This is a genomic window from Streptomyces kronopolitis (assembly GCF_050953795.1).
Taxonomy (GTDB): domain Bacteria; phylum Actinomycetota; class Actinomycetes; order Streptomycetales; family Streptomycetaceae; genus Streptomyces; species Streptomyces kronopolitis_A.
In genome coordinates, this window is the sequence record NZ_CP191850.1 from 6,576,040 (window position 1) to 6,600,728 (window position 24,689).

A 24,689-nucleotide genomic window follows, 5' to 3' on the forward strand; every position below is an offset into this window, starting at 1 on the left:
CGAGGGTACGCAGCGGGTGCGGGTGGGGCGAGTGGGTTCGCAGGAGGTGGGCGAGGCGTTCTGGAAGCCCGGGGCGGCAGGGCCGGTGCGCAGTGCTGCCGTGTCGCCGTACGGTGATGGCGTCCCACCCACACCGGAGGAGTCACCGTGTTCACCACCCGTCCGACCCTCCAAGGCACCTTCGGGATGGCCTCCACCACGCACTGGCTGGCGTCGCAGTCCGCGATGGCCGTTCTGGAGGACGGCGGCAACGCGTTCGACGCGGCGGTGGCCGCGGGGTTCGTGCTGCACGTCGTGGAGCCGCATCTGAACGGGCCGGCGGGCGAGGTGCCGATCCTCCTGGCGCCCGCCGGCGGGCCGGTGCGGGTGCTGTGCGGGCAGGGCCCGGCGCCGGCCGGTGCGAGCGTGGCGCACTACACCGCCCTCGGCCTCGACCTGGTCCCCGGCACCGGGCCGCTGGCCGCCGCGGTCCCCGGCGCCTTCGACGCGTGGATGCTGCTGCTGCGCGACCACGGCACCAAGTCCCTCGCCGAGGTGCTGCGGTACGCCATCGGGTACGCCGAACACGGCCATCCCGCCGTCGAGCGGATCGGCGCGGCCGTGGAGACGGTCCGTGCGCTCTTCGAGACGGAGTGGACCTCCTCCGCCGAGATCTACCTCCCCGGTGGGAGGTCCGTCGCACCCGGCCGGCTGCTCAGGAACCGTCCGCTGGCGGCCACCTGGCGGCGGCTGATCGCGGAGGCGGAGGCCGCGTCGGCCGGCCGCGAGGCGCAGCTCGACGCCGCCCGCCGCATCTGGCGTGAGGGGTTCATCGGCGAGGCACTCGCCGGCTTCGCGGCCCACCCGGCCATGGACACCTCCGGGGAACGCCACGCGGGCACCCTCACCGGCGACGACCTGGCCGCCTTCGCCGCCACCTACGAAGCACCGGTCACCCACGACTGGAACGGCTGGACCGTCGCCAAGGCGGGCGGCTGGTCCCAGGGCCCCGTCTTCCTCCAGCAACTCGCGCTGCTGCCACCGGAGTTGCCCGCCTACGGCAGCCCCGAGTACGTCCATCTGCTCATCGAGGGCGGCAAGCTGGCGATGGCCGACCGCGAGGCCTGGTACGGCGATGCCCACGACGTGCCGCTCGACACCCTCCTCGGCGAGGACTACAACGCCGCGCGCCGGGCCCTCGTCGGCGAGCGGGCCTCGTACGAGCTGCGGCCCGGCAGTCCGGACGGCCGCACCCCGCGGCTGAGCCGGCACGCGGTGGCGGCCGCGGCGGGCACGGACGGCCTCGGCGCGGCGCACGGCGGCAGCGGAGCGGGCGAGCCGACCGTCGGGGGCGACGGGACCGGCGGGGGGTCCACGGGGGCCGCGGCCGGCCCGGTGCCCGCGGATGGCGCCCCGGAGATCGACCGGAACGGCGCCACGCGCGGCGACACCTGCCACCTCGACGTCGTCGACCGCTGGGGCAACCTCGTCTCCGCCACCCCCTCCGGCGGCTGGCTCCAGTCCAACCCCGTCGTCCCGGGGCTCGGCTTCCCGCTCGGCACCCGGCTCCAGATGGCCTGGCTGGAGGAGGGCCTGCCGAACTCCCTCACCCCCGGCCGCCGCCCCCGCACCACCCTCACCCCGTCCCTGGCGCTGCGCGACGGGGTCCCGGTGATGGCGTTCGGGACGCCCGGGGGCGATCAGCAGGACCAGTGGCAGGTCCACTTCTTCCTGGCGGTGGCGTTGCGCGGGGCGGTCCGCGGCGGCCTCGATCTGCAGGGCGCCATCGACGCCCCGAACTGGCACCAGGACTCCTTCCCCGGCTCCTTCTTCCCCCGCGGGATGCGGCCGGGGAGCGTGACCGTGGAGTCCCGGATCGGCCGGGAGACCCTCGACGAGCTGCGGCGGCGCGGTCACCGCGTCACGGTGGGTGACGACTGGTCCGAGGGGCGGCTGTGCGCCGTGGCCCGGGATCCGGAGAGCGGGGTGCTGTCCGCGGGGGCGAATCCGCGGGGGATGCAGGGGTACGCGGCCGGGCGCTGAGGCGGCCCGCGGCCGCGGCCGGGCGCTGAGGCGGCCGGCGGGGAGCGGGGGCAGGGGCGGAGTCCGGGGCCCGATGCCTGGACGTGCCCTCCACGGCATCCGGAGTTCACCTGCAGTCCGGCGGCTGTGTCAGTGGGCCGTGGTTCGATGGACGCATGATCGAGCAAATTCGTACTCATGATGCGGGAGCTGCCACGGATATCACCGACGCCGCTGCCGTGACCCTGTCGCCGGACCTCTCGGGGCTGGACCTGGCCGCCGTCGAGGCCGCCGTCCGCCGTGCCGCCGCCGACGAGATCATGCCGCGCTTCCGGCAGCTCGCCGCCGAGGACATCGTCGAGAAGAACGGCCCGCACGACCTCGTCACGGTCGCCGACCGACGCGCCGAGGAGCAGCTCACCGCCGCCCTGACCGAGCTGCTGCCCGGCTCCCGGGTGGTCGGCGAGGAGGCGGTGCACGCCGACCCCACCGTGCTCGACGCGCTGCACGGCGAGGCCCCCGTCTGGATCGTCGACCCGGTCGACGGCACCCGCCAATTCGTGCACGGCGACCCCGGCTTCGCCACGCTCGTCGCGCTCGCCCACCGCGGCGAGGTGCTCGCGTCGTGGACGTATGCCCCGGCCCTCGGCCTGCTGGCCGTCGCCCGCCGCGGCGCCGGCGCCGAGCTGAACGGCGTACCGCTGCACACCGGCAGCCCCGCGCCGGACGCCGTCCTCGATGTCGCCACCTCCCACTACGACTTCACCGACGACGACCAGAAGCGCGTCCTCGCCACCCTGGACACCGCCGGTATCGCCCCGCGGCCCTGCGGCTCGGCGGGCCTGGAGTATCTGTACATAGCCCGCGGCGACCTCGACGCCATCGCCTTCAGCTGGGAGAACGCCTGGGATCACGCCGCCGGACTGCTGCTGGTCCAGGAGGCGGGCGGCACCAGCGGCACGGTCGCCGGCCGGCCCTTCCGGATCGAGGGCGGCAACGCACTGCCCTTCACCGCGGCGCGGGACGCCGAAACGGCGCGGCGTATCCTCGGACTGCTGGCAGCCGCCAACTGATCCTCGCCGAGGATCGGACGTGAGGGGAGTGGCGCAGGTGCCGAGGATGCTTGATGCCGTGGTGATCGGAGCGGGCCCCAACGGCCTGACGGCCGCGGCCGAACTCGCCCGCCGGGGCATGTCGGTGGAGGTCTTCGAGGCCCGCGACACCATCGGCGGCGGCGCCCGCACCGAGGAGCTGACCCTCCCCGGCTTCCGCCACGACCCCTGCTCGGCGGTGCACCCCACGGGCGCGGGCTCACCCGCCTTCGCCGCCATGCCGCTGGCCCGCCACGGCCTGGAGTGGCTGCACCCCGACATCCCCATGGCGCACCCCTTCCCGGACGGCACCGCCGCCGTGCTCGCCCACTCCGTCGGCGAGACCGCCATGTCCTTCGGACCGCGCGACGCCGGCACCTACCGCAGGCTCGTCGCGCCGTTCACCGGCAAATGGGCCGCCATGGCCCACGACTTCCTGCGCACCCAGTGGCTGGGCCTGCCCCAGGACCCGGTGACGTACGCCCGCTTCGGCCTGGTCGCGATGCAGCCGGTCACCCTGCTCAACCGCCGTTTCCAGGACCCGAAGGCCCGCGCGCTGCTGGCCGGCCTCGCGGCGCACGCCAACGCCCCGCTCAGCGGCTTCGGGACCTCCGGCATGGCCCTGATGTTCGCCCTCGCCGCGCACGCCCACGGCTGGCCGGTGGCCCGCGGCGGCTCCCAGGCCATCTCCGACGCCCTCGCCGGGCTGCTGCGCGCCCACGGCGGGGCGGTGCACACCGACTTCGAGGTCAAACGGCTGGACGACCTGCCGCCGGCCCGGGCGTACGTCTTCGACACCTCCCCGACCGCGCTCGCCCGCATCGCCGGCCTGGGCAACGCCTACCGCGATGTGAAGTACGGCCCCAGCGTCTTCAAGGTCGACTACGCCCTCTCCGGCCCGGTGCCGTGGACGGCCGCCGTGGCCCGCTGCGCCGGCACCGTCCACATCGGCCCCACCAGCGAGGACATCGTCACTGCGCTGAACGCCGCCACCCACGGCCGGGACCCCTCCCGCCCCTTCCTGATCACCGCTCAGCCCAGCCTGATCGACCCCACCCGAGCCCCCGAGGGCAAGCACACGTTCTGGGCGTACGGCCATGTCCCCCACGGCTGGGAGGGCGACGCCACCGAGGTCGTCGAGCGGCAGATCGAGCGCTTCGCCCCCGGCTTCCGCGATCTGGTCCTGGCGCGCGCGGTGGCCGGCCCGCCTCAACTCGCCGCGCGCAACGCCAATTACGTGGGCGGCGACACCGCCACCGGCTCCGCGGCCGGCCTGCGGCTGCTCATCCGCCCCAAGCTCGCCCGCGTCCCGTACGAGACCGCGCACCCCGCCGTCTACCTCTGCTCGCAGGCCACCCCGCCCGGCCCCGGCGTCCACGGCATGTCCGGCCACTACGCCGCGAAGGCGGTCTGGCGGCGGCTGCGCGGATACCGCCGCTGACCGCCCCCACGCACCGGCGGACACCGCCGCTGACCGGCCGCGCATAACCGCCCGCCCACCGTGGCCACACCGTAGGGTCGTACGCCATGAGCGCTTCCCGCACCCACCTCACCGTCGTCCAGGGCGACCTCACCGAACAGGCCGTGGACGCCGTGGTCAACGCGGCCAACTCCTCGCTCCTCGGGGGCGGGGGAGTGGACGGCGCGATCCACCGGCGCGGCGGCCCCGAGATCCTGGCCGGGTGCCGCGTCCTGCGTAACGGCCACTACGGCCGCGGGCTGCCCACCGGCCAGGCCGTCGCCACCACCGCCGGCCGGCTGCCGGCGCGCTGGGTCATCCACACGGTCGGCCCGGTGCACTCGGCCGGCACGGACCGCGGCGACCTGCTCGCCTCCTGCTACCGCGAGTCCCTGCGGGTGGCCGGTGAGCTGGGCGCGCGGACGGTCGCCTTCCCGGCGATCTCCACCGGCGCCTACGGCTGGCCGCTCGCCGACGGCGCACGCACCGCCTTCACCACCGTGCGCGCCGCGCTCGCCGAGGCCCCCGACGCCTTCGACGAGATCCGCTTCGTGGTGTTCGACGACCGGGCGCGGGAGGTCTACGAGGCGGCCCTGACGGAGAACGGCGGCTGACCCGCGGTGCGCACCGCGGGCCCGGGCGCCGACCTCGATGTCGGATTCTCGCCAGCCGAAGGGCGCCGGCTGCGGAATCCTTGAGGGCATGCACACCGACACCGAGCGCTGCGTGCGCGCCGTGCAGTCCAAGGACGCCCGCTTCGACGGGTGGTTCTACACGGCGGTGCTCACCACCCGTATCTACTGCCGCCCCAGCTGTCCGGTGGTGCCGCCCAAGCCGGAGAACATGCGCTTCTACCCCAGCGCGGCCGCCGCCCAGCAGGCCGGATTCCGGGCCTGCAAGCGGTGCCGGCCGGATGCCAGCCCGGGGTCCCCGCAGTGGGACGAGCGGGCCGACCTGGTCGCCCGCGCCATGCGGCTGATCGCCGACGGCATCGTCGACCGTGAGGGTGTCCCCGGCCTCGCCGCCCGGCTCGGCTACAGCACCCGGCAGATCGAGCGCCAGCTGCTCGCCGAGCTGGGCGCCGGACCGCTGGCCCTGGCCCGCGCCCAGCGCGCGCAGACCGCCCGGCTGCTGGTGGAGACCACCGCGCTGCCGATGGCCGAGGCCGCCTTCGCCGCCGGATTCGCCAGCATCCGCACCTTCAACGAGACCGTGCGCGAGGTCTTCGCGCTGTCCCCGAGCGAGCTCCGGCAGCGCGCGCGGCCCGGCCCCCGTGCGGCGGCGCCCGGCACCCTGGCGCTGCGGCTGCCCTTCCGGCAGCCGCTGAACCCCGACAACCTCTTCGGGCACCTCGCGGCCACCGCAGTCCCCGGCGTCGAGGAGTGGCGGGACGGTGCCTACCGCCGCACCCTGCGCCTGCCCTACGGACACGGCATCGTGGCCCTTGCGCCCCGCCCCGACCACATCGACTGCCGGCTGTCCCTCACCGACCTGCGCGATCTGGCCGGGGCCATCGCCCGCTGCCGCCGGATGCTCGACCTCGACGCGGACCCGGAGGCCGTCGACGGGCTGCTGCACGAGGACCCGCGACTGGCGCCGCTCGTCGACAAGGCGCCCGGCCGCAGGGTCCCGCGCACCGTCGACGCCGACGAGTTCGCCCTCCGCGCGGTCCTGGGCCAGCAGGTCTCCACCGCGGCCGCCCGCACCCACGCCGGACGGCTGGTCCGGGCGCACGGCGAGCGCGTCGACGACCCGGGCGGCGGCCTCAGCCACCTCTTCCCGTCGCCCGCCGAACTCGCCGCACTGGACCCGGAGTCGCTGGCCATGCCCCGCACCCGCCGGGCCACCCTCACCGGCCTCATCGCCGCCCTCGGCTCCGGCACCCTGCAACTGGACGTCGGCAGCGACCGCGACGCGGCCCGCGCGCAGCTCGCGGCGCTCCCGGGCATCGGCCCCTGGACCGTCGAATGCATCGCCATGCGGGCGCTCGGCGACCCCGACGCCTTCACCCCCACCGACCTCGGGCTGCGCCGCGCGGCCGCCGGCCTCGGCCTGCCGGCCACCCCCGCGGCCCTGGTGCGGCACGCCGCGCGCTGGCGCCCCTGGCGCGCCTACGCCGTCCAGTACCTCTGGGCGACCGACGACCACCCCATCAACCGCCTCCCCGCGAACTGAGTTACCCGCCCCCGCCCCGCGCCCCACCGAGCCCACCGCTCCCGACGATCCGAGTCCCGCCATGACCGTGCACCCCGCCGACCCCGGCACCCCCGTCACCCACACCGTCCTGGACGACACCCCGGTGGGTCCGCTCACCCTGGTCGCCGCCGGGACCGCCCTCACCGGCCTCTACATGACCGACCAGCGCCACCGCCCGCCCCAGGAGAGCTTCGGCGGTCCGGCGGACCCCGGTGCGGCGCCGTTCGCCGCCGTCATCGCCCAGCTACAGGCCTATTTCCGGGGCGAGTCGACCACCTTCGAGCTGCCGCTCGCGCTGCGCGGCACCCCCTTCCAGCGCCGCGTCTGGGCGGCGCTGTGCACCATCCCGTACGGCGAGACCCGCTCCTACGGGCAACTCGCCGAGTCCCTCGGCATCCCCACGGCGGCCCGCGCGGTCGGCCTGGCCAACGGGCGCAACCCGGTCGGCATCATCGTCCCCTGCCATCGCGTCGTCGGCGCCGACGGCAGCCTCACCGGCTACGGCGGCGGCCTGGACCGCAAGCGCCGGCTGCTCGCCTTCGAGCGCACGGACGAGGCCCTGTTCCCGGCCACGCTCTAGGGAACCGCCCGGACGGTGACCCGTCCCCCCGCTCCCCGTCCGATCCGGCGGCCGGCACCTCGGCGGGCCCCGCCGCCCCCACGGCCTCCCGCACCTCGGCCACCAGCCGCTCCGCCTCCCGCAGGGAATGCGCCAGCTCCTCCTCGGTGCCGCCGAGGCGGGCCAGCAGGCCGGTGGCGCGGGCGCCGAAGCCGGGCGGTGTGCACGGCAGCGCCGCGGCCGCCGCGAGGGCGCCCTTCTCGTTCAGGCACCGGACGCCGTGGTGGGCGTGCAGGGCCTGAACGAGGCCGCCGACGGCACGGGAGAGGCACAGCGCGGCATGCAGCACGTCCCCGGCCGGGGACGACTTGGCCGCCATCGCCGCGGAGAAGCCCGCGTCCCAGACGGCGGCGCCGGTCAGCGCCGTGCGCAGGGCGTCCGGATACTGCCGGGTCTCCCGCCGCAGCCGGGCCGGCTCGCCGCCGGTGTCGGCGAGGACCCGGCCCAGCGCGGCCTCACCCGCATCCAGGAACCGGGCGGGTGGATCTCGACGGGACCGCCGGTCAGCTCCGCGGCCGGCGCCGCCGGCGCGGACAAGTCCGGCGCGCCGCGGTAGTGGACGCCCAGATCCCAGTCGGAGTCCGCCCGGTGGGTGCCGCGGGCCCGGCTTCCCCCGAGCATCACCCCGACGACCCCCGGCACCTGCGCGAGCCCGGCGGCGATCTCGTCCATGGCGGCACGGTACGGGCACCACGGGCCCGGCTTCACCTCATTTCGCGGGGCCGCCGATCACGGCCGGCGGCACCCCGTCCTCCAGTTCCGCCGGGCCGCGGCCGTCCGCCAGCGCCTTCAGGGCGGCGCCGATGCGCAGCGCCAGCTCCCGGTTCACCAGCGTCTGGGCCTCGTCCCAGTGCACCAGGCGCCAGGACAGCAGCTCCTCCTGCTGCAGCCGGATCGCGGAGAGGCGGCGGGCGTCCAGCACCCCGCCGTCGTAGAGGTACGACACCAGCGGCGGCCGGCCCGTGCCGCGCACCCAGTCGACGGCGAGCAGCGCGCCCGGCTCGACGTCCAGGCCGATCTCCTCGGCGGTCTCCCGGCGGGCGGCTTGGCGGGGGGATTCGCCCCGGTCCGACTCGACGGTGCCGCCCGGCAGGATCCAGGTGTCGCGGTAGTTGGGCTCCACCAGCAGGAGGCGGTCCTCCGCGTCACGGAAGATGACGGCCGCGCCCGCGAGGACACGGGGCAGGCCGGCGAGGTAGGAGGCGTAGTCCATGGTCGTCACGGCGTGAGCCTACGGCCTGGCCGGCGCTCCCCGGAGACCGTGGGGCCGAGCGCGTGCGGCACCGTGATCGGCGGACCCTGTTCGCCGGACGGCCCGGCGGATAAGGTCACAGCGGCGCGACTGCCGGCTCGAATGCAAGGGGAAACACGGTGGCGGACGCAGCAAGGACAGGATCGGCACGGGTGCTGATCGCCGCGGACAAATTCAAGGGCTCGCTCACGGCCGTCGAGGTCGCCGCCCACGTCACGGCCGGTCTCCGGCGCGTGCTCCCCGGCCTGGACGTGGTCGCCGTCCCGGTCGCGGACGGCGGCGACGGCACGGTGGCGGCCGCCCTCGCGGCCGGCTTCACCCGGCACGAGGCCCGGGTCACCGGTCCGACCGGCAGCCCGGTGACGGCCACCTTCGCGCTGCGGGCGGGGGCATCCCCGGCAGCCGGGGGAGGCACCGCCGTGGTGGAGATGGCCGAGGCCTCCGGGCTCCAGCACCTCCCCGACGGCGTCTTCGCGCCCCTGACGGCGAGCACGTACGGCACCGGCGAGCTGCTGCGCGCGGCGCTCGACGCGGGCGCGACCACGCTCGTCTTCGGCGTCGGCGGCAGCGCCACGACCGATGGCGGCGCGGGGATGCTCACGGCGCTGGGCGCCCGCCTGCTGGACGCGGACGGCGCGCCGCTCGCCCCCGGCGGCGGCCCGCTGCGCGAGCTGGCCACCGTCGATCTGTCCGGTCTGGACCCCCGGCTGGCCGCCACCCGGATCGTGCTGGCCGGCGACGTCGACAACCCGCTCACCGGTCCGAAGGGCGCCTCGGCGGTCTACGGCCCGCAGAAGGGAGCGAGCGAGGCCGACGTCGCCGCGCTGGACGCCGCGCTGGCGCACTATGCCGAGGTGCTGGGCCGCTCGGTCGGCCCGAGCGCCGCGGAAGCGGCCCTGGCACCGGGCGCGGGCGCCGCGGGCGGGCTCGGCTACGGGGCGCTGGTCGGTCTGGGCGCCGAGTTCCGGCCGGGCATCGAGGTGATGTTCGACGTCCTGGGCTTCGCCCCGGCGCTGGCCGGCGCCGACTTCGTGATCACGGGCGAGGGCTCGCTCGACGCCCAGACGCTGCACGGCAAGGCGCCGGCCGGGGTCGCCGCGGCGGCCCGTGCGGCGGGTGTGGACGTGGCCGCGGTCTGCGGCCGGCTCCGGCTGCCGCCCGAGGACCTGCGGGCGGCCGGCATCCTGCGGGCCTACGCGCTGACGGACCTGGAGCCCGATCCGGCCCGCTGCATGGCCGGGGCGGGACCGCTGCTGGAGCGGGCTGCCGAGTGCCTGGCGCGCGACTTCCTGGTCTGAGACGGCCGCCGCACACGACGGGAGCCCCGGGCGATTCCTTCGCCCGGGGCTCCCGTGTGTCGTTCGGTGCTCCGTTACGGGAGCTGTGCGGCGCGCGACTCGGCGCGCGACTCGCGGCGGTTGTCGCGGAAGGTGTTCACCCTCCGGGCCGTCGCGAACAGCGGGATCATCGCGCCCATGACCACCTGGAGGGCGCAGCCGGTCTGCAGCAGCAGCTGGCCGCCGGGGGCGTCCAGCGCCCACGCCGCGAGCATGCCCATGCTGAGCACGATCCAGCTGAGCATCGCCACCGCGAGCCGGCCCTGCGGCTTGGGGTACTCCACCCGGCTCACCATCAGCCAGGCCACCCCGATGATCGCCAGCAGCGTCGGCACGAACGGCAGCTCCAGCAGCACGATGGCGACGACGGTCAGGGCGCCGAACGGGCTCGGCATGCCCTGGAAGATGCCGTCCCGCAGCGTCACGCAGGAGAACCGCGCAAGCCGGAGCACCACCGCCAGCAGCACCACGACCGCGGCCACCACCGACACCCGCTGGTGCGCGTCCTGGGCGACCATGCCCCAGGTCACGACGAAGTACGCGGGTGCCAGCCCGAAGCTGATCAGGTCGGAGAGGTTGTCGAGCTCGGCCCCCATCGCCGAGGCCCGCAGCTTGCGCGCCACCAGCCCGTCGAAGAGGTCGAAGACCGAGGCGAACAGCATCAGGATCACGGCCATCGCCGCGCTGTGCCGGGCCATCCCGCCGTCCTCGGTGCCCGTCAGGTGCGGGATGAGGACGCCGGTGGTCGTGAAGTACACGGCCATGAAGCCGCAGATGGCGTTGCCGAGGGTGAGCGTGTCCGCTATCGACAGCCGCGTGGACAGCGGCATGTCGTCGGTCTCGTCGGTCTCGGGCGCCCAGCCCGCCTGTGTCTCGGGATCAATCACGGTCAAGGCGAGTCACCCCCGCGGTGGTGGCCTGGCCGACCTCGACCGCGGCCTCGACGCCTTCCGGGAGGTAGACGTCGACGCGCGAGCCGAAGCGGATCAGGCCGATCCGCTCACCCTGCTCGACCTTGGTGCCCTCGGGCACGTACGGGACGATGCGGCGGGCCACCGCGCCGGCGATCTGCACCATCTCGATGTCGCCGAGCTCGGTGTCGAAGTGCCAGACGACCCGCTCGTTGTTCTCGCTCTCCTTGTTGAACGCCGGGACGAACCCGCCGGGGATGTGCTCCACGGACGTCACCGTGCCGGCCAGCGGCGCGCGGTTGACGTGGACGTTCAGCGGGCTCATGAAGATCGCGACACGGGTGCGCCCGTCCTTCCACGGCATGATGCTCTGCACCACGCCGTCGGCCGGGGAGATGACACGTCCCTGAGCGATCTCCCGCTCGGGGTCGCGGAAGAACCACAGCATGCCCGCCGCCAGCGCGGTGGTGGGCACGGCAACAGCGGCCCAGCGACCCGACCGGCGGGACCGGGCGAGGCTGACCGCTGCCGTGGCAACGGTCGGCAGGAGCCACGGCGACGCTCCGCGCGCGAGGCGGACGCGACCGCGTGGTGCAGAGGATTGGCTGTGGGGCATGGATGACCTTCGTAGCGGAGGATGCCGCGTAGGGATACGGGGGACGGCGGCTTTCCGGGGATGCTATCGGTTACGAGCGGCAACTGGCCAAGAGCCAGAGCCAATCCGTGGCCGAAGAACGATGACGGGGTGTGATCTTCGTCTAGGCCAAAGCGCTCCAAACGGGACGTTCACCCCTGGATCCGGTACTCCTCGAGTAGCCGTCGGCCAATGATCATTTTCTGGATCTCGGCGGTACCTTCACCGATCAGGAGCATCGGGGCCTCGCGGTAGAGGCGCTCGATCTCGTACTCCTTCGAGAAGCCGTAGCCGCCGTGGATACGGAACGCGTCTTCCACCACCTCCTTGCAGTACTCGGAGGCCAGGTACTTCGCCATGCCCGCCTCGAGGTCGTTTCGCTGCCCCGAGTCCTTTTTGCGAGCGGCATTCACCATCATTGCATGGGCCGCTTCGACCTTTGTTGCCATTTCCGCCAGTTTGAACTGAATGGCCTGGTGCTGGGCGATCGGCTTGCCGAAGGTGTGTCGCTGCTGGGCGTAGGAGACACCCAGTTCGAACGCGCGCTGGGCGACGCCGCATCCGCGGGCGGCCACATTGACCCGGCCGACCTCGACGCCGTCCATCATGTGATAGAAGCCACGTCCGGTCTCGCCGCCGAGCACCCGATCGGCCGGGATCCGCAGCCCGTCCATGATCAGCTCGGTGGTGTCGACGCCCTTGTAGCCCATCTTGTCGATCTTGCCCGGGATGGTCAGGCCCGGCCGCACCTCGCCGAAGCCGGCCTCCTTCTCCACGAGGAAGGTCGTCATCGACTTGTGCGGGGCGGTGCCCTCCGGGTGGCCCTCGTCCGTCCGGCACAGCACCGCGACCAGCGTCGAGGAACCGCCGTTGGTGAGCCACATCTTCTGGCCGTTGAGGACGTACTCGTCGCCCTCCCGGGTGCCCTTGGAGGAAATGGCCGAAACGTCGGACCCCAGCGCCGGCTCGGACATCGAGAAGGCGCCCCGGATTTCACCGGCCGCCATCTTCGGCAGGAAGTAGTCCTTCTGCTCCTGCGTGCCGTGCTGCTTGAGCATGTACGCCACGATGAAGTGCGTGTTGATGATGCCCGAGACGCTCATCCAGCCGCGGGCGATTTCCTCGACGGTCAGCGCGTAGCTGAGCAGGGACTCGCCCAGCCCGCCGTACTCCTCGGGAATCATCAGGCCGAACACGCCGAGTTCCTTCAGGCCCTCGACGATCTGCGTCGGGTATTCGTCGCGGTGTTCCAGCTCGGTGGCGACCGGAATGATCTCCTTGTCCACGAAGTCGCGGACGGTGGAGAGGATTTCCCGCTGGATGTCGGTCAGGCCCTCGGTCTGCGCGAGACGGGTCATGGCTACTTCTCCTTCTTGGCCGTCGGGGCCTGCAGCTCCGGGCGGCCGGGCTGCTCGCCGCCGCGCTCCTCGATGTAGGTCGCCGTGGGGACCATGACCTTGCGCCGGAAGACGCAGACCAGGGTGCCGTCCTGCTTGTAGCCCTTGGTCTCGACGTGCACGATGCCGCGGTCGGACTTGGACTTCGACGGGGTCTTGTCGAGCACCGTCGTCTCGCCGTAGAGCGTGTCGCCGTGGAAGGTGGGCGCCACGTGCTTCAGCGACTCGATCTCCAGGTTGGCGATGGCCTTTCCGGAGACATCGGGCACCGACATGCCCAGCAGCAGGGAGTAGATGTAGTTGCCGACGACGACGTTCTTGCCGAAGTCGGTCGTCCGCTCCGCATAGTTGCTGTCCATGTGCAGCGGGTGGTGATTCATGGTGAGCAGACAGAAGAGGTGGTCGTCGTATTCGGTGACGGTTTTTCCGGGCCAGTGCTTGTACACATCGCCGACGGTGAACTCTTCATAGGTACGGCCGAACTGCATGGTGCTTATGCCTCCGGGGCCTCGAACTTGGACGTGCGGATCATGCCGGCGGCCCGGCCCTTGCCGGAGACGACCAGCGCCATCTTCCGGCTCGCCTCGTCGATCATCTCGTCGCCGAGCATCGCGGAGCCCTTGGCTCCGCCCGCCTCCGATGTGTGCCACTCGTAGGCGTCCAGGATCAGCTCGGCGTGGTCGTAGTCCTCCTGCGACGGGGAGAACACCTCGTTGGCGGCCTCGACCTGACCGGGGTGCAGCACCCACTTGCCGTCGAACCCGAGGGCTGCGGCCCGGCCGGCGACCTCGCGATACCCGTCAACATTCTTGATCTGAAGGTACGGCCCGTCGATCGCCTGGAGATCGTAGGTGCGAGCCGCCATCAGAATGCGCATCAGAATGTAGTGATAGGCGTCCGCCCCATAGCCGGGCGGCTGCTCGCCGACCACCAGCGACTTCATGTTGATGGATGCCATGAAGTCGGCCGGGCCGAAGATGATGGTCTCCAGCCGGGGCGAGGCGCCGGCGATGGCGTCGACGTTCACCAGGCCCTTGGCGTTCTCGATCTGGGCCTCGATGCCGATCCGGCCGACCTCGAAGCCCATGGTCTTCTCGATCTGCGTCAGCAGCAGGTCCAGCGCCACGATCTGCTGGGCGTCCTGGACCTTCGGCAGCATGATGCAGTCGAGATTCCGGCCCGCGCCCTCGACGACCGTGATGACGTCCCGGTACGTCCAGTGGGTGGTCCAGTCGTTGACCCGTACGACCCGTGTCTTGCCGGTCCAGTCGCCCTCGTTCAGCGCCTCGACGATGTGGTGCCGGGCGCCCTCCTTGGCCAGCGGCGCGCAGGCGTCCTCCAGGTCCAGGAAGACCTGGTCGGCCGGGAGCCCCTGGGCCTTCTCCAGGAAGCGCGGGTTGCTGCCGGGCACCGCCAGGCAGGAGCGGCGCGGCCGGCCGCCGGGCGGGCGGTTCGCCAGGGTCATGCGGGGACCTCCAGTGGGTCGAGCCGGTTCGCTTTCCGGATCTCGTCGACGATACGGCCGATGATCTCCGTAATACCGAAGTCCTTGGGGGTGAAGACCGCCGCCACTCCGGCCTCCCGCAGCGCGGTTGCGTCGGCGGAGGGAATGATGCCGCCGACGATGACCGGTATGGGAGGGCCGCCGGGCCCGGGAGTGGTGTCGACGCCGGTGCGGCGCAGCCGGGCCAGCACGTCCGGCACCAGCTCGGCGTGCGAGCCGGACAGGATCGACAGGCCGACGCAGTGCACGTCCTCGGCGACCGCGGCCGCGACGATCTGCTCCGGGGTGAGCCGGATGCCCTGGTAGATCACCTCGAAGCCGGCGTCCCGGGCCCGTACGGCGATCTGCTCGGCGCCGTTGCTGTGCCCGTCCAGGCCGGGCTTGCCGACCAGCAGCCGCAGCTTGCCGCTGCCGAGTTCGGCGGCGGTCTTGGCGACCTTCTCGCGGACCGTCGCGAGCGGGCTGCCCTCCTCGGCGGCGACCGCCAGCGGGGCGCTGGAGACGCCCGTGGGGGCCCGGAACTCGCCGAAGACGTCCCGCAGGGCCCAGGCCCACTCGCCGGTCGTCACCCCGGCGCGGGCGCACTCCAGGGTGGCCGCGAAGAGGTTGCCGTCACCGGCCGCGGTCTTCTTCAGGACCGACAGCGACTCCTGGGCGCGCCCCTCGTCGCGGTTGTCCCGCCAGTCGTGCAGGGCCTGGACGACCCGTGCCTCGTTGGCCGGGTCGACGGTCATGATGGCCGTGTCGAGATCGGCGGTGAGCGGGTTGGGCTCGGTGCCCTCGTAGCAGTTGACGCCGACGATCTTCTCCTCGCCGGCCTCGATCCGGGCCCGCCGCTCGGCGTGCGCGGAGACCAGCTGCGACTTGAGGTAGCCGGACTCCACGGCGGCCATCGCGCCGCCCATCTCCTGGATCCGCTCGATCTCCGCGAGACAGTCGGCGACCAGGGCGTCCACCTTGGCCTCGATGACGTGCGAGCCGGCGAAGATGTCCTCGTACTCCAGCAGATCGCTCTCGTGCGCGAGGACCTGCTGGATGCGCAGCGACCACTGCTGGTCCCAGGGCCGCGGCAGCCCCAGCGCCTCGTTCCAGGCCGGGAGCTGGACGGCCCGGGCGCGGGCGTCCTTGGAGAGCGTGACGGCCAGCATCTCCAGCACGATCCGCTGGACGTTGTTCTCCGGCTGCGCCTCGGTCAGTCCCAGCGAGTTGACCTGGACGCCGTAGCGGAACCGGCGCTGCTTGTCGTTCTCGATGCCGTAGCGCTCACGGGTGATCTTGTCCCAGATACGGCCGAAGGCGCGCATCTTGCACATCTCCTCGACGAACCGGACGCCGGCGTTCACGAAGAACGAGATACGGGCCACGACCTCGCCGAACCGCTCCGGCGGCACCTGCCCGGAGTCGCGCACCGCGTCCAGCACCGCGATGGCGGTGGACATCGCGTAGGCGATCTCCTGGACCGGCGTGGCGCCCGCTTCCTGCAGGTGGTAGCTGCAGATGTTGATCGGGTTCCACTTGGGGAGGTGCGCCACCGTGTACGTGATCATGTCGGTGGTCAGCCGCAGGGAGGGCCCCGGCGGGAAGACGTGCGTCCCGCGCGAGAGGTACTCCTTGACGATGTCGTTCTGCGTCGTCCCCGACAGCTTGGCGATGCCCTCTTTGTCAAGGCCTTGCTCCTCGGCGACCACTTCGTACAGCGCCAGCAGCCACATGGCCGTGGCGTTGATGGTCATCGAGGTGTTCATCTGGTCCAGGGGGATGTCCTGGAACAGTCGGCGCATGTCACCGAGGTGGGACACCGGGACCCCGACCCGGCCGACCTCGCCGCGGGCGAGGATGTGGTCGGGGTCGTATCCGGTCTGCGTCGGGAGGTCGAACGCGACCGACAGGCCGGTCTGGCCCTTGGCCAGGTTGCGCCGGTACAGCTCGTTGGACGCCTCGGCGGTGGAGTGGCCGGCGTAGGTCCGCATCAGCCACGGACGATCCTTCTGACGCTCAGTCATATCAGGCCCGTATCCTCGTGGTTCCGGTAATCCGAGCGGTCTCAGATGTTCCGGAACCGGTTGATGGCGTCGAGGTGCTTGGCGCGCATCTCCTCATCGCGCACGCCCATGCCCTCCTCGGGGGCCAGCGCCAGCACGCCGACCTTGCCCTGGTGGAGGTTGCGGTGCACGTCGTACGCCGCCTGGCCGGTCTCTTCGAGGGTGTACGTCTTGGACAGGGTCGGGTGGATCTTGCCCTTGGCGATCAGGCGGTTGGCCTCCCACGCCTCGCGGTAGTTGGCGAAGTGCGAGCCGACGATCCGCTTCAGCGACATCCACAGGTAGCGGTTGTCGTACTGGTGGTTGTAGCCGGAGGTCGAGGCGCAGGTGACGATGGTGCCGCCCTTGCGCGTCACGTAGACGGAGGCGCCGAAGGTCTCGCGGCCGGGGTGCTCGAAGACGATGTCCACGTCCTCACCGCCGGTCAGCTCGCGGATGCGCTTGCCGAAGCGCTTCCACTCCTTGGGGTCCTGGGTGTGCTCGTCCTTCCAGAACCGGTAGTCCTCGGCGTTGCGGTCGATGATCGCCTCGGCGCCCATGGCGCGGCAGATCTCGGCCTTCTTGTCGCTGGAGACCACGCAGATCGGGTTGGCGCCGCCGGCCAGCGCGAACTGGGTGGCGTAGCTGCCCAGGCCGCCGCTGGCGCCCCAGATCAGGACGTTGTCGCCCTGCTTCATGCCGGCGCCGTTCTGCGAGACGAGCTGGCGGTAGGCGGTCGAGTTGACCAGACCGGGCGCCGCCGCCTCCTCCCAGCTCAGGTGCTTCGGCTTGGGCATCAGCTGGTTGGACTTGACCAGCGCGATCTCCGCCAGGCCACCGAAGTTGGTCTCGAAGCCCCAGATGCGCTGCTCGGGGTCGAGCATGGTGTCGTTGTGGCCGTCGGAGGACTCCAGCTCCACGGACAGGCAGTGCGCGACGACCTCGTCACCGGGGCCCCAGGCGTTGACGCCGGGGCCGGTGCGCAGGACCACACCGGCCAGGTCCGAGCCGATGACGTGGTACGGCAGGTCGTGCCGCTTGGTGAGCGGGGAGAGCCGGCCGTAGCGCTCCAGGAAGCCGAACGTCGACACCGGCTCGAAGATCGAGGTCCACACGGAGTTGTAGTTGACGGAGGAGGCCATCACGGCCACCAGCGCCTCACCGGGGCCCAGTTCGGGCGCGGCCACGTCCTCGACGTGCAGGGACTTGCGGGGGTCCTTCTCCTTGGTGCTCAGACCGGCGAACATCTCCGCCTCGTCCTTGTGCACGGTCACCGCGCGGTAGGACTCGGGGATCTTCAGCGCGGCGAAGTCGGCGCTGGTGGTGTCAGGCGCGAGGATTGCGTCCAGGATTTCGTTCACGGGGTGCCTCCGGCGGTTGGGCCTCCCCTGCTCGCACCGGAGTGGAGAGCCTGGGGAACCGTTGAGGGAACGGTTTTTTGGGGAACGTCGGGGTGATGCGGAGGTGGTGCCGTCGGTTCGGCCGGGTCGGCGCCGCTTCCGCCGTCTCTGCTGAGGTCGCAGAGCCGTCGGGCGCGGTGCCTGGCAGCGCTGTGGTGAGCGCGGTTCCCAGTGGTGCTGGGGGTGCCTGTGACGCAGGCGTCCGGGCGGGCAGCCACGTAGGGCTGGTGGGACAGCCGGCGTGCGAGGGTTCGCTGCACGCCGGCCGCCCGGACAACCTCAACGTATGACACCGCGTGCCAGTCGACAAGACACTGAGTGCCAAGAATTTCTCTCAGATGTCATCCGGACGGCACGCATGAGCGAAAGAGGGCCGATGGGAGGCCTGGGAGTGACACGGAGAAAGCAAAAAACTGCGCAGAGTGCGCAGCTGAGGGGTTAGGCCATCCGGGTCGCGGCCCGGCCGGGCCAAGGCCGCCGCCGGACCGCCCTCCGCCCGCGCGCCGCTCGCGCCGGGCGGAGAACCGTTGCCGCTGTTACTTCCGCTCGGTCAGTGCCTTGCGGATGGTGCGCATGACCTCGTCCAGCGGGGCGTCCGTGCGCGCCACCGCCACCAGCACCTCGCCCTCGCGCGAGACGGCCGCCGGGGGCTGCTCGGTGCCATTGCGCCCGGCGCCGATGCCGGCGCCGAAGGTCTCCCGGACGATCGCGAAGGCGTGGTCCAGCTGGGCCTCGACATCGCCCTGGGCGTCGGCCCGCAGCCAGCGCCGCAGTACGTGGTTGTGCGCGGTGACCACGGCGGACGCGGCGACCTCGGCGAGCAGCGGGTCGTCGTCGCCCTCGCGGTGGGCGCCCTCGTCGAAGTGGCCCAGCAGGTAGCGGGTGAACAGCCGCTCGTAGCGGGCCACCGAGGCGATCTCCGCCTCCCGCAGGGTGGGTACCTCGCGGGTCAGGTGGTAGCGAGCCACCGACACGGCCGGGGAGGCCGCGTACATCCGCATGACCTCCTTGATGCCACGGCAGACCGTGTCGAGGGGGTTCTCGTGCGGGGGAGCGGCGTCGAGGACGGCCTCCGCGCGGACGAGGGTGACGTCGTGGTCGGGGAAGATCGCCTCTTCCTTGGAGCGGAAGTGGCGGAAGAAGGTGCGCCGGGCGACGCCCGCGGCGGCCGCGATCTCGTCGACCGTCGTCGCCTCGTAGCCCTTGGTCGCGAACAGCTCCATCGCCGCCGCCGACAATTCACGGCGCATCTTGAGCCGTTGTGCCGCTGCGCGGCGGGTGCCGGGAGCGACGGTCTCGGGCGTGTCGGACTGCTGCGGGCGAGCGGGCTGGGACATGTGGGGACGGTACTGCATATTTACGCGGCCTGCGGCATGAGGTGGTGCCTTCGCCCCGGTGAGCGGGGGTGGACCGCCGTCCGGTTCCAGCAGTCCACCCCACCCTCCCCCGGCGTCGCCGGGGTGCCGCCAGGCGTCAGCGCCGGGCGTACTCACGAAAGCCGCGGCCGGTCTTGCGGCCGAGGCAGCCGGCCGCGACGAGGTGCTCCAGCAGCGGCGACGGGGCCAGCCCCGGGTCGCGGAACTCGGCGTGCAGCACCTTCTCGATGGCCAGGGACACGTCCAGGCCGACCACGTCGAGGAGTTCGAAGGGACCCATCGGGTAGCCGCCGCCGAGCTTCATGGCGGCGTCGATGTCGTCCAGCGACGCGTAGTGCTCCTCGACCATCTTGATCGCGTTGTTCAGGTACGGGAACAGCAGCGCGTTCACGATGAATCCGGCCCGGTCGCCGCAGTCCACGGGGTGCTTGCGGACCTTGGCGCAGACCGCCCGCACGGTGGCGTGGACGTCGTCGGCCGTCAGGACCGTACGGACCACCTCCACCAGCTTCATGGCCGGCGCCGGGTTGAAGAAGTGCATCCCGATGACGTCCTCGGGGCGCGAGGTGGCGCGGGCGCAGGCCACGACCGGAAGCGAGGAGGTGGTGGTCGCCAGGACGGCACCCGGCTTGCAGACCTTGTCCAGCGTCCGGAACAGCTCCTGCTTGACCGCCAGGTCCTCGGCCACCGCCTCGACCGCCAGATCGACGTCCGCGAACGCGTCGAGCGACCCGGCCGGGGTGATCGCGGCCAGGGTGGTGTCCCGGGCCTCGGCGCTCATCCGGCCCTTGTCCACGGAACGGCCCAGGGACTTGGCGATCCTGGCCTTCGCCGTCTCCGCCTTCGCCAGGCTGCGGGCGGCCAGCACGACCTTGAAGCCCGCCTTGGCGAAGACCTCGGCGATACCGCTGGCCATCGTCCCGGATCCGGCCACGCCGACGCTGCTGACCGTGCGTCCGGCGGACTGCTCGTCGGCGGACGAGGGGCTCTCCGCGTCCGGCACGACGGTGGCGCTGCCCGGGGCCTCGTACGTGTAGAACCCGCGGCCCGCCTTGCGGCCGGTCAGCCCCGCCTCGGCCAGCTGGCCCAGGATGGGCGCCGGGGCGTGCAGCCGGTCCCGGGAGTCGGCGTACATCGCCTCCAGGACCGTGCGGGCGGTGTCCACGCCGATGAGGTCGAGCAGGGCCAGCGGGCCCATGGGCAGGCCGCAGCCCAGCCGCATCGCGGCGTCGATGTCCTCGCGGGTGGCGTAGCGGGCCTCGTACATCGCCGCGGCCTGGTTCAGATAGCCGAACAGCAGGCCGTCGGCGACGAAGCCGGGGCGGTCGCCCACCGCGATCGGGTCCTTGCCCAGGTCGTGGGCGAGTGCGGTGACGGCCGCGACCGCGGTCGGCGCGGTGAGGACCGAGGAGACCACCTCGACCAGCTTCATGGCCGGCGCGGGGTTGAAGAAGTGCACACCGAGCACCCGCTCGGGGCGCTGCGAGTCGGCGGCCAGCCGGGTCACCGAGAGTGCGTTGGTGCCGGTGGCCAGGATGGTGTCGGCGCGCACCACGGCGTCCAGCCCGGCGAAGACCTGCCGCTTGAGCTCGTAGTCCTCGGGCACGACCTCGATGACGAGATCGGCGTCCGCGGCGGCCTGCAGATCGGTGAAGGTGCGGAAGCGGGCCAGGATGTCCTGGCGCTCCCGCTCCGTGATCCGCTCACGGGCCACCGCGCGGGCGGTGGTGCCTTCGAGGGTGGCCACGGCCTGCCGGGCGGCGGCCTCGTCGGTGTCGATCCCGATGACCTCGCGGCCGGCGCGGGCCAGGACCTCGGCGATGCCGGTGCCCATGGTGCCCAGACCGACGACGGCGACGGTGGAAAGGGGCAGGGAGGAGGCGGGAGTTGAGAGATCAGGGGTGGACTGAGGGTCCATCGCGAGACTCCTGATGAGGGTGTTCCCCTGAGCGCAGGGGAGAAGTGACGACTGAGGGTTTTCCGCGCGGCCCCGCTGCCTGGCGGTGCGCGGCGGCAGAAGGCGGCGGTGAGCCGCGAGGAGCCGCAGCGCTGCGGGCAGCGCCGGCGGTGTGGGAGAGCGGCGGACCCTGTCCCGGGGCCGTGCCGTGTTCTCCGTGCTGTTGTCGTGCTGTGCCGAACCGACTTCACTCTGTGGCGGCTGCGTCACCAGGCCGCCCGAGCAGGGGTACTGCTCGTTCCAGCAGGTTAACCCGTGAGTAACCAGAGCGCCAGGGCTGGCGCGGGTCATTAGTCTGTGGTCCAGGTCACGCCGCGAGAACCGGGGCGGACCGGCGGGAGGGGAGCGGCAAATGGAAGACGAATTCCACGAGTTGACGGACCGGGTGCGGGCCGAACTCCGCTCCCCGCAGGATCTGGTCGCCTATGAACGGCTGCTGGGGCTGGCCCGCAAGAACACCCCGGCCGGCCGCGAGGAACTGGCCCGGATGCTGGTCGCCGTCGAACGTCCGCTGTGGGCCAGGGAGATCGCCGCCTTCCTCCTGGGCTGCGCCGGCGACAGGCGGGCCTTCGAGACGCTCGTGCTGTTGCTGAACTACCGCGACCCGGTGCGCTGCGCCACCGCCGCCCACGCACTGGCCCGGCTCGGCGACCCCCGTACCGCCCGCGCCGCGGCCGCGCTGGCGACCAACCCGCTGCGCACCGCCTACGCCCTGCACCCGGTCCGGCTGCTCGCCGAACTCCGCGCGCCGCAGTCCGTGCCGGCGCTGATCGCGACCCTGGAGCGGCTGCTGACCCCGCACAACCCCTACTGGCGGGTGGCGCTCGCCTGTGTCGAGGGCCTCGGCGCGCTCGGCGACCGGCGCGCCGTCCCCGCCCTCACCGCCGCCGTCGGCCACCCGCGACTGGCGGCCGCCGCCGCGGCGTCACTGGCGCGGCTGGGGGTGCACGAGGACCCGGCGGGCCGGGCCGGGCCGGACGGCGGGCCCGACGGGGGTGCGGACGGCGGGCCGGACCGGGGTCAGGAGCCGGGGCGGGCGGACGGGCCGGGCGCCGGCCGCGCGGAATCGGGCCGGGTGGACTCCGGCGGCACGGAGGCGGGCCGGGCGGACCCCGGTGCCGAGGGGAGCGGCGCGGACTCCGGGGTGAGCGGGCGCCGGTAGCGCAGCTCCGGGACGCTGCGGCCGCCCACCTCGTCGGCTCCCTCCGCGCCGTCCGGCACGAAATCGGCCCGCTCGTAGAAGCGGCGGGCGAGGGTGTTGCCGCGCACCACCCACAGGTACAGCGCGGGAGCGCCCTTCGCCCGCGCGTCGGCGATGCCGGCGGCCAGCAGGGCGCGCCCGACGCCGGTGCCGATCAGCTCCGGCGTCACGTAGAGCGCGAGCAACTCCCCGGCGCCCGGGGTGACATCGGGATCGCGGGCCGGACCGACCGAGGCCCAGCCGATGACCTCGCCGGCGCGCTCTGCCACCAGATCCGACACCTCCGGTGCCCTGCGGCCGCACCACGCCCGGCGCCGCTCGGCATCCGCCGCCACGCTCATCGCGTCCAGATACGCCTGCGGCATCAGGCCCCGGTACGCGTGCTGCCAGCCGCGGACCCGCACCGCCGAGACCGCCTCGACGTCGGCCGCGGTCATCTCGCGTATCCGCACGGCCCTCCGCGCGCCGTTGCCGAGCGGATCCGCCGTCGCCTCACCAGACCTGTCCATGCCGACAGACCCTAGAAGCCCCGTCAAGAACTTTTCCGGCGCACCGCGCCGCGGCCCGCCCGGCCGCTCACAGCAGCGTCAGCTGGGTCGGCTCCGGCGGGGTGTCGGCGTCCGGCGCCGGTCCGGGGTCCGGAGGCTGGGGCGGGCGGCGGGTCCGGCCGGGGCCGATGCCGTACTCCGTGGCGAGGTCGTGGACCTGACGGGTGATCCGGCGCTGGTACCACGTCGGGGCGTAGGCGCCGTCGGCGTACATCGCCTCGTAGCGCCGTACGAGATGCGGGTGGTGCCGGGCCAGCCAGGCCATGAACCACTCGCGGGCGCCGGGCCGCAGATGCAGCACGAGGGGGGTCACGGAGCCGGCGCCGGCCTCCGCGACGGCGCGCACCGTGGCCCGCAGCTGGTCCGGCGCGTCCCCGAGGAACGGGATCACCGGCGCCATCAGCACCCCGCAGGGGATGCCGTGCGCGGTGAGGGTCCGCACCACCTCCAGGCGGCGCTCCGGGGCGGGGGTGCCCGGCTCGACCGTGCGCCACAGCTCGCGGTCGAGGAAGCCGACGGAGACGGAGATGCCGATGTCGGTGACCGCGGCGGCCTGCTGGAGCAGCGCCAGATCGCGGAGGATGAGCGTGCCCTTGGTGAGGATCGAGAACGGGTTGGCGCGGTCGCGCAACGCCTCGAGGATGCCGGGCATCAGGGCGTAGCGGCCCTCCGCACGCTGGTAGCAGTCGACGTTGGTGCCCATCGCTATGTGCTCGCCGCGCCAGCGGCGGGCGGCCAGCTCGCGCCGCAGCAGCGCGGGCGCGTTGACCTTCACCACGATCTGGGAGTCGAAGCCCTGCCCGGTGTCCAGGTCGAGGTAGCTGTGCGTCTTGCGCGCGAAGCAGTAGACACACGCGTGGCTGCAGCCGCGGTAGGGATTCACGGTCCATTCGAACGGCATCCGGGAGGCGCCCGGGACGCGGTTCACCAGCGAGCGGGCGTGTACCTCGTGGAAGGTGATCCCGCGGAATTCGGGGGTGTCGACGGTTCGGCTCACGACCTCCGTGCCGAACAGCGCGGACGGGCTGTCGCCGAGGTTCTCCCAGCGCATCGGGCCTCCTTCTGGATCCTGCCGAACCCCCCGGGGCAATAATAGAACAAACGTTCCCACGCCGAGGGTCAACCCTGGATTTGGGCGGGTCACCCGGGGGTGGTTGGCTTGGCGGTGCACCGCAGGGCGGGCAGCCGACTACCGGAGGGAAACGCACATGGGGCAGGTCGAGGCCACGACGCAGCGCGAGATCGCGGCGGACCCGGAGAGCGTGTTCGACGCGCTCGCCGACTACAGCGGCACGCGCCAGAAGCTGCTGCCCGAGCACTTCAGCGAGTACGAGGTCCGCGAGGGCGGCGACGGCAAGGGCACCCTCGTCCACTGGAAGCTCCAGGCCACGAGCAAGCGGGTGCGTGACTGCCTGCTGGAGGTCGACGAGCCGACCGAGGGCCAGCTCGTGGAGAAGGACCGCAATTCCTCGATGGTGACCACCTGGGTCGTCACCCCGGCGGGCGAGAAGCGCACCAAGGTCGTCGTCACCACCACCTGGACGGGCGCCGGCGGCATCGGCGGCTTCTTCGAGAAGACCTTCGCCCCCAAGGGGCTCGGCCGGATCTACGACGCGCTCCTGGACAACCTCGCCCGCGAGACGGAGAAGTGATCGGTCCGGTCGCCGCGTCACCCCGCGGGCCCGCCGTCACACTCACCGGTTCGGGTGGTTTCCCGTGAGCCGAAGTGTGCGGCCCGCCGGCTCGCCTCCTCGCGGAAAGCCCTGATGGGAGCCCAAGAGGCCC

Annotated in this window: 19 protein-coding genes and 3 pseudogenes; 9 read left to right on the plus strand and 13 right to left on the minus strand. The window is 72.7% G+C overall.

All coding sequences use genetic code 11. The features are described 5' to 3' along the window. The first annotated feature begins 147 nt into the window (after nt 1–147). From ACQP17_RS29030 to ACQP17_RS29055, 6 genes are all read left to right on the plus strand, one after another. The gene (locus ACQP17_RS29030; RefSeq protein WP_433858928.1) at nt 148–2,022 is read left to right on the plus strand and encodes a gamma-glutamyltransferase family protein; all 1,875 of its coding nucleotides are present in this window, start codon (nt 148–150) and stop codon (nt 2,020–2,022) included. Nucleotides 2,023–2,177: 155 nt separating this feature from the next. Continuing rightward, nucleotides 2,178–3,074: an inositol monophosphatase family protein gene (locus ACQP17_RS29035; RefSeq protein ID WP_433858929.1), complete on the plus strand. Its 897-nt coding sequence runs from the start codon at nt 2,178–2,180 to the stop codon at nt 3,072–3,074. A 37-nt stretch (nt 3,075–3,111) separates the two neighbouring features. After that, entirely contained in the window at nt 3,112–4,533 is a 1,422-nt protein-coding gene (locus ACQP17_RS29040) for a phytoene desaturase family protein (RefSeq protein WP_433858930.1), read from the plus strand. An 86-nt stretch (nt 4,534–4,619) separates the two neighbouring features. Further along, nucleotides 4,620–5,165, plus strand: a complete 546-nt coding sequence (locus ACQP17_RS29045) for an O-acetyl-ADP-ribose deacetylase (protein WP_433858931.1) — start codon at nt 4,620–4,622, stop codon at nt 5,163–5,165. Nucleotides 5,166–5,253: 88 nt separating this feature from the next. Beyond that, a complete protein-coding gene (locus ACQP17_RS29050) occupies nt 5,254–6,726 on the plus strand; it encodes an AlkA N-terminal domain-containing protein (RefSeq protein ID WP_433858932.1) in 1,473 nt (490 codons plus the stop codon). 61 nt (nt 6,727–6,787) lie between these two features. Then, a complete protein-coding gene (locus ACQP17_RS29055) occupies nt 6,788–7,327 on the plus strand; it encodes a methylated-DNA--[protein]-cysteine S-methyltransferase (RefSeq protein WP_433858933.1) in 540 nt (179 codons plus the stop codon). A 70-nt stretch (nt 7,328–7,397) separates the two neighbouring features. Here the strand turns inward: ACQP17_RS29055 and ACQP17_RS29060 are convergent. After that, nucleotides 7,398–8,038: pseudogene (locus tag ACQP17_RS29060) on the minus strand (nucleotidyltransferase domain-containing protein); the annotation flags it as partial. Nucleotides 8,039–8,075: 37 nt separating this feature from the next. Then, on the minus strand, nt 8,076–8,579 hold the full coding sequence (locus ACQP17_RS29065) for an NUDIX domain-containing protein (RefSeq protein WP_433860034.1): 504 nt from the start codon (nt 8,577–8,579) through the stop codon (nt 8,076–8,078). Nucleotides 8,580–8,770: 191 nt separating this feature from the next. Here ACQP17_RS29065 and ACQP17_RS29070 point away from each other — a divergent pair, with 191 nt between their 5' ends. Next, nucleotides 8,771–9,916: a glycerate kinase gene (locus tag ACQP17_RS29070; protein WP_433860035.1), complete on the plus strand. Its 1,146-nt coding sequence runs from the start codon at nt 8,771–8,773 to the stop codon at nt 9,914–9,916. Nucleotides 9,917–9,990: 74 nt separating this feature from the next. Here ACQP17_RS29070 and pssA read toward each other — a convergent pair whose 3' ends face one another. The 9 genes from pssA to ACQP17_RS29115 all read right to left on the minus strand — a co-directional run bounded on the left by pssA (nt 9,991) and on the right by ACQP17_RS29115 (nt 21,116). Beyond that, complete coding sequence (gene pssA / locus ACQP17_RS29075; RefSeq protein WP_189097663.1) at nt 9,991–10,848, minus strand: CDP-diacylglycerol--serine O-phosphatidyltransferase; 858 nt, start codon at nt 10,846–10,848, stop codon at nt 9,991–9,993. Then, the gene (locus ACQP17_RS29080) at nt 10,835–11,482 is read right to left on the minus strand and encodes a phosphatidylserine decarboxylase (RefSeq protein WP_189097662.1); all 648 of its coding nucleotides are present in this window, start codon (nt 11,480–11,482) and stop codon (nt 10,835–10,837) included. The genes pssA and ACQP17_RS29080 overlap by 14 nt, the downstream gene beginning before the upstream one ends. A 170-nt stretch (nt 11,483–11,652) precedes the next feature. Further along, complete coding sequence (locus tag ACQP17_RS29085) at nt 11,653–12,858, minus strand: acyl-CoA dehydrogenase family protein (RefSeq protein WP_433858934.1); 1,206 nt, start codon at nt 12,856–12,858, stop codon at nt 11,653–11,655. Nucleotides 12,859–12,860: 2 nt separating this feature from the next. Next, on the minus strand, nt 12,861–13,385 hold the full coding sequence (locus tag ACQP17_RS29090) for a MaoC family dehydratase (protein WP_189097660.1): 525 nt from the start codon (nt 13,383–13,385) through the stop codon (nt 12,861–12,863). A gap of 5 nt (nt 13,386–13,390) precedes the next feature. After that, nucleotides 13,391–14,362 carry an HpcH/HpaI aldolase/citrate lyase family protein gene (locus ACQP17_RS29095; protein ID WP_433858935.1) on the minus strand — a complete coding sequence of 324 codons (972 nt, stop codon included), beginning with the start codon at nt 14,360–14,362 and terminating at the stop codon, nt 13,391–13,393. Then, nucleotides 14,359–16,404: a methylmalonyl-CoA mutase family protein gene (locus tag ACQP17_RS29100; RefSeq protein ID WP_433858936.1), complete on the minus strand. Its 2,046-nt coding sequence runs from the start codon at nt 16,402–16,404 to the stop codon at nt 14,359–14,361. The genes ACQP17_RS29095 and ACQP17_RS29100 overlap by 4 nt, the downstream gene beginning before the upstream one ends. 41 nt (nt 16,405–16,445) lie before the next feature. After that, nucleotides 16,446–17,783: a crotonyl-CoA carboxylase/reductase gene (gene ccrA, locus ACQP17_RS29105; protein WP_364879816.1), complete on the minus strand. Its 1,338-nt coding sequence runs from the start codon at nt 17,781–17,783 to the stop codon at nt 16,446–16,448. 575 nt (nt 17,784–18,358) lie between these two features. Beyond that, nucleotides 18,359–19,159: a TetR family transcriptional regulator gene (locus ACQP17_RS29110; RefSeq protein WP_433858937.1), complete on the minus strand. Its 801-nt coding sequence runs from the start codon at nt 19,157–19,159 to the stop codon at nt 18,359–18,361. A gap of 136 nt (nt 19,160–19,295) precedes the next feature. Beyond that, entirely contained in the window at nt 19,296–21,116 is a 1,821-nt protein-coding gene (locus ACQP17_RS29115) for a 3-hydroxyacyl-CoA dehydrogenase family protein (RefSeq protein WP_433858938.1), read from the minus strand. Nucleotides 21,117–21,507: 391 nt separating this feature from the next. On the opposite strand from ACQP17_RS29115, the pseudogene ACQP17_RS29120 reads away from it, so the two are divergent. After that, nucleotides 21,508–22,128, plus strand: a pseudogene (locus tag ACQP17_RS29120) (HEAT repeat domain-containing protein); the annotation flags it as partial. A gap of 167 nt (nt 22,129–22,295) precedes the next feature. Here ACQP17_RS29120 and ACQP17_RS29125 read toward each other — a convergent pair. Then, a pseudogene (locus ACQP17_RS29125) lies at nt 22,296–22,793 on the minus strand (N-acetyltransferase family protein); the annotation flags it as partial. Between the two features lie 139 nt (nt 22,794–22,932). Then, a complete protein-coding gene (locus ACQP17_RS29130) occupies nt 22,933–23,955 on the minus strand; it encodes an Rv2578c family radical SAM protein (RefSeq protein ID WP_433858939.1) in 1,023 nt (340 codons plus the stop codon). Nucleotides 23,956–24,112: 157 nt separating this feature from the next. Here ACQP17_RS29130 and ACQP17_RS29135 point away from each other — a divergent pair, with 157 nt between their 5' ends. Continuing rightward, nucleotides 24,113–24,556: an SRPBCC family protein gene (locus ACQP17_RS29135; RefSeq protein ID WP_433858940.1), complete on the plus strand. Its 444-nt coding sequence runs from the start codon at nt 24,113–24,115 to the stop codon at nt 24,554–24,556. Nucleotides 24,557–24,689 lie beyond the last annotated feature (133 nt).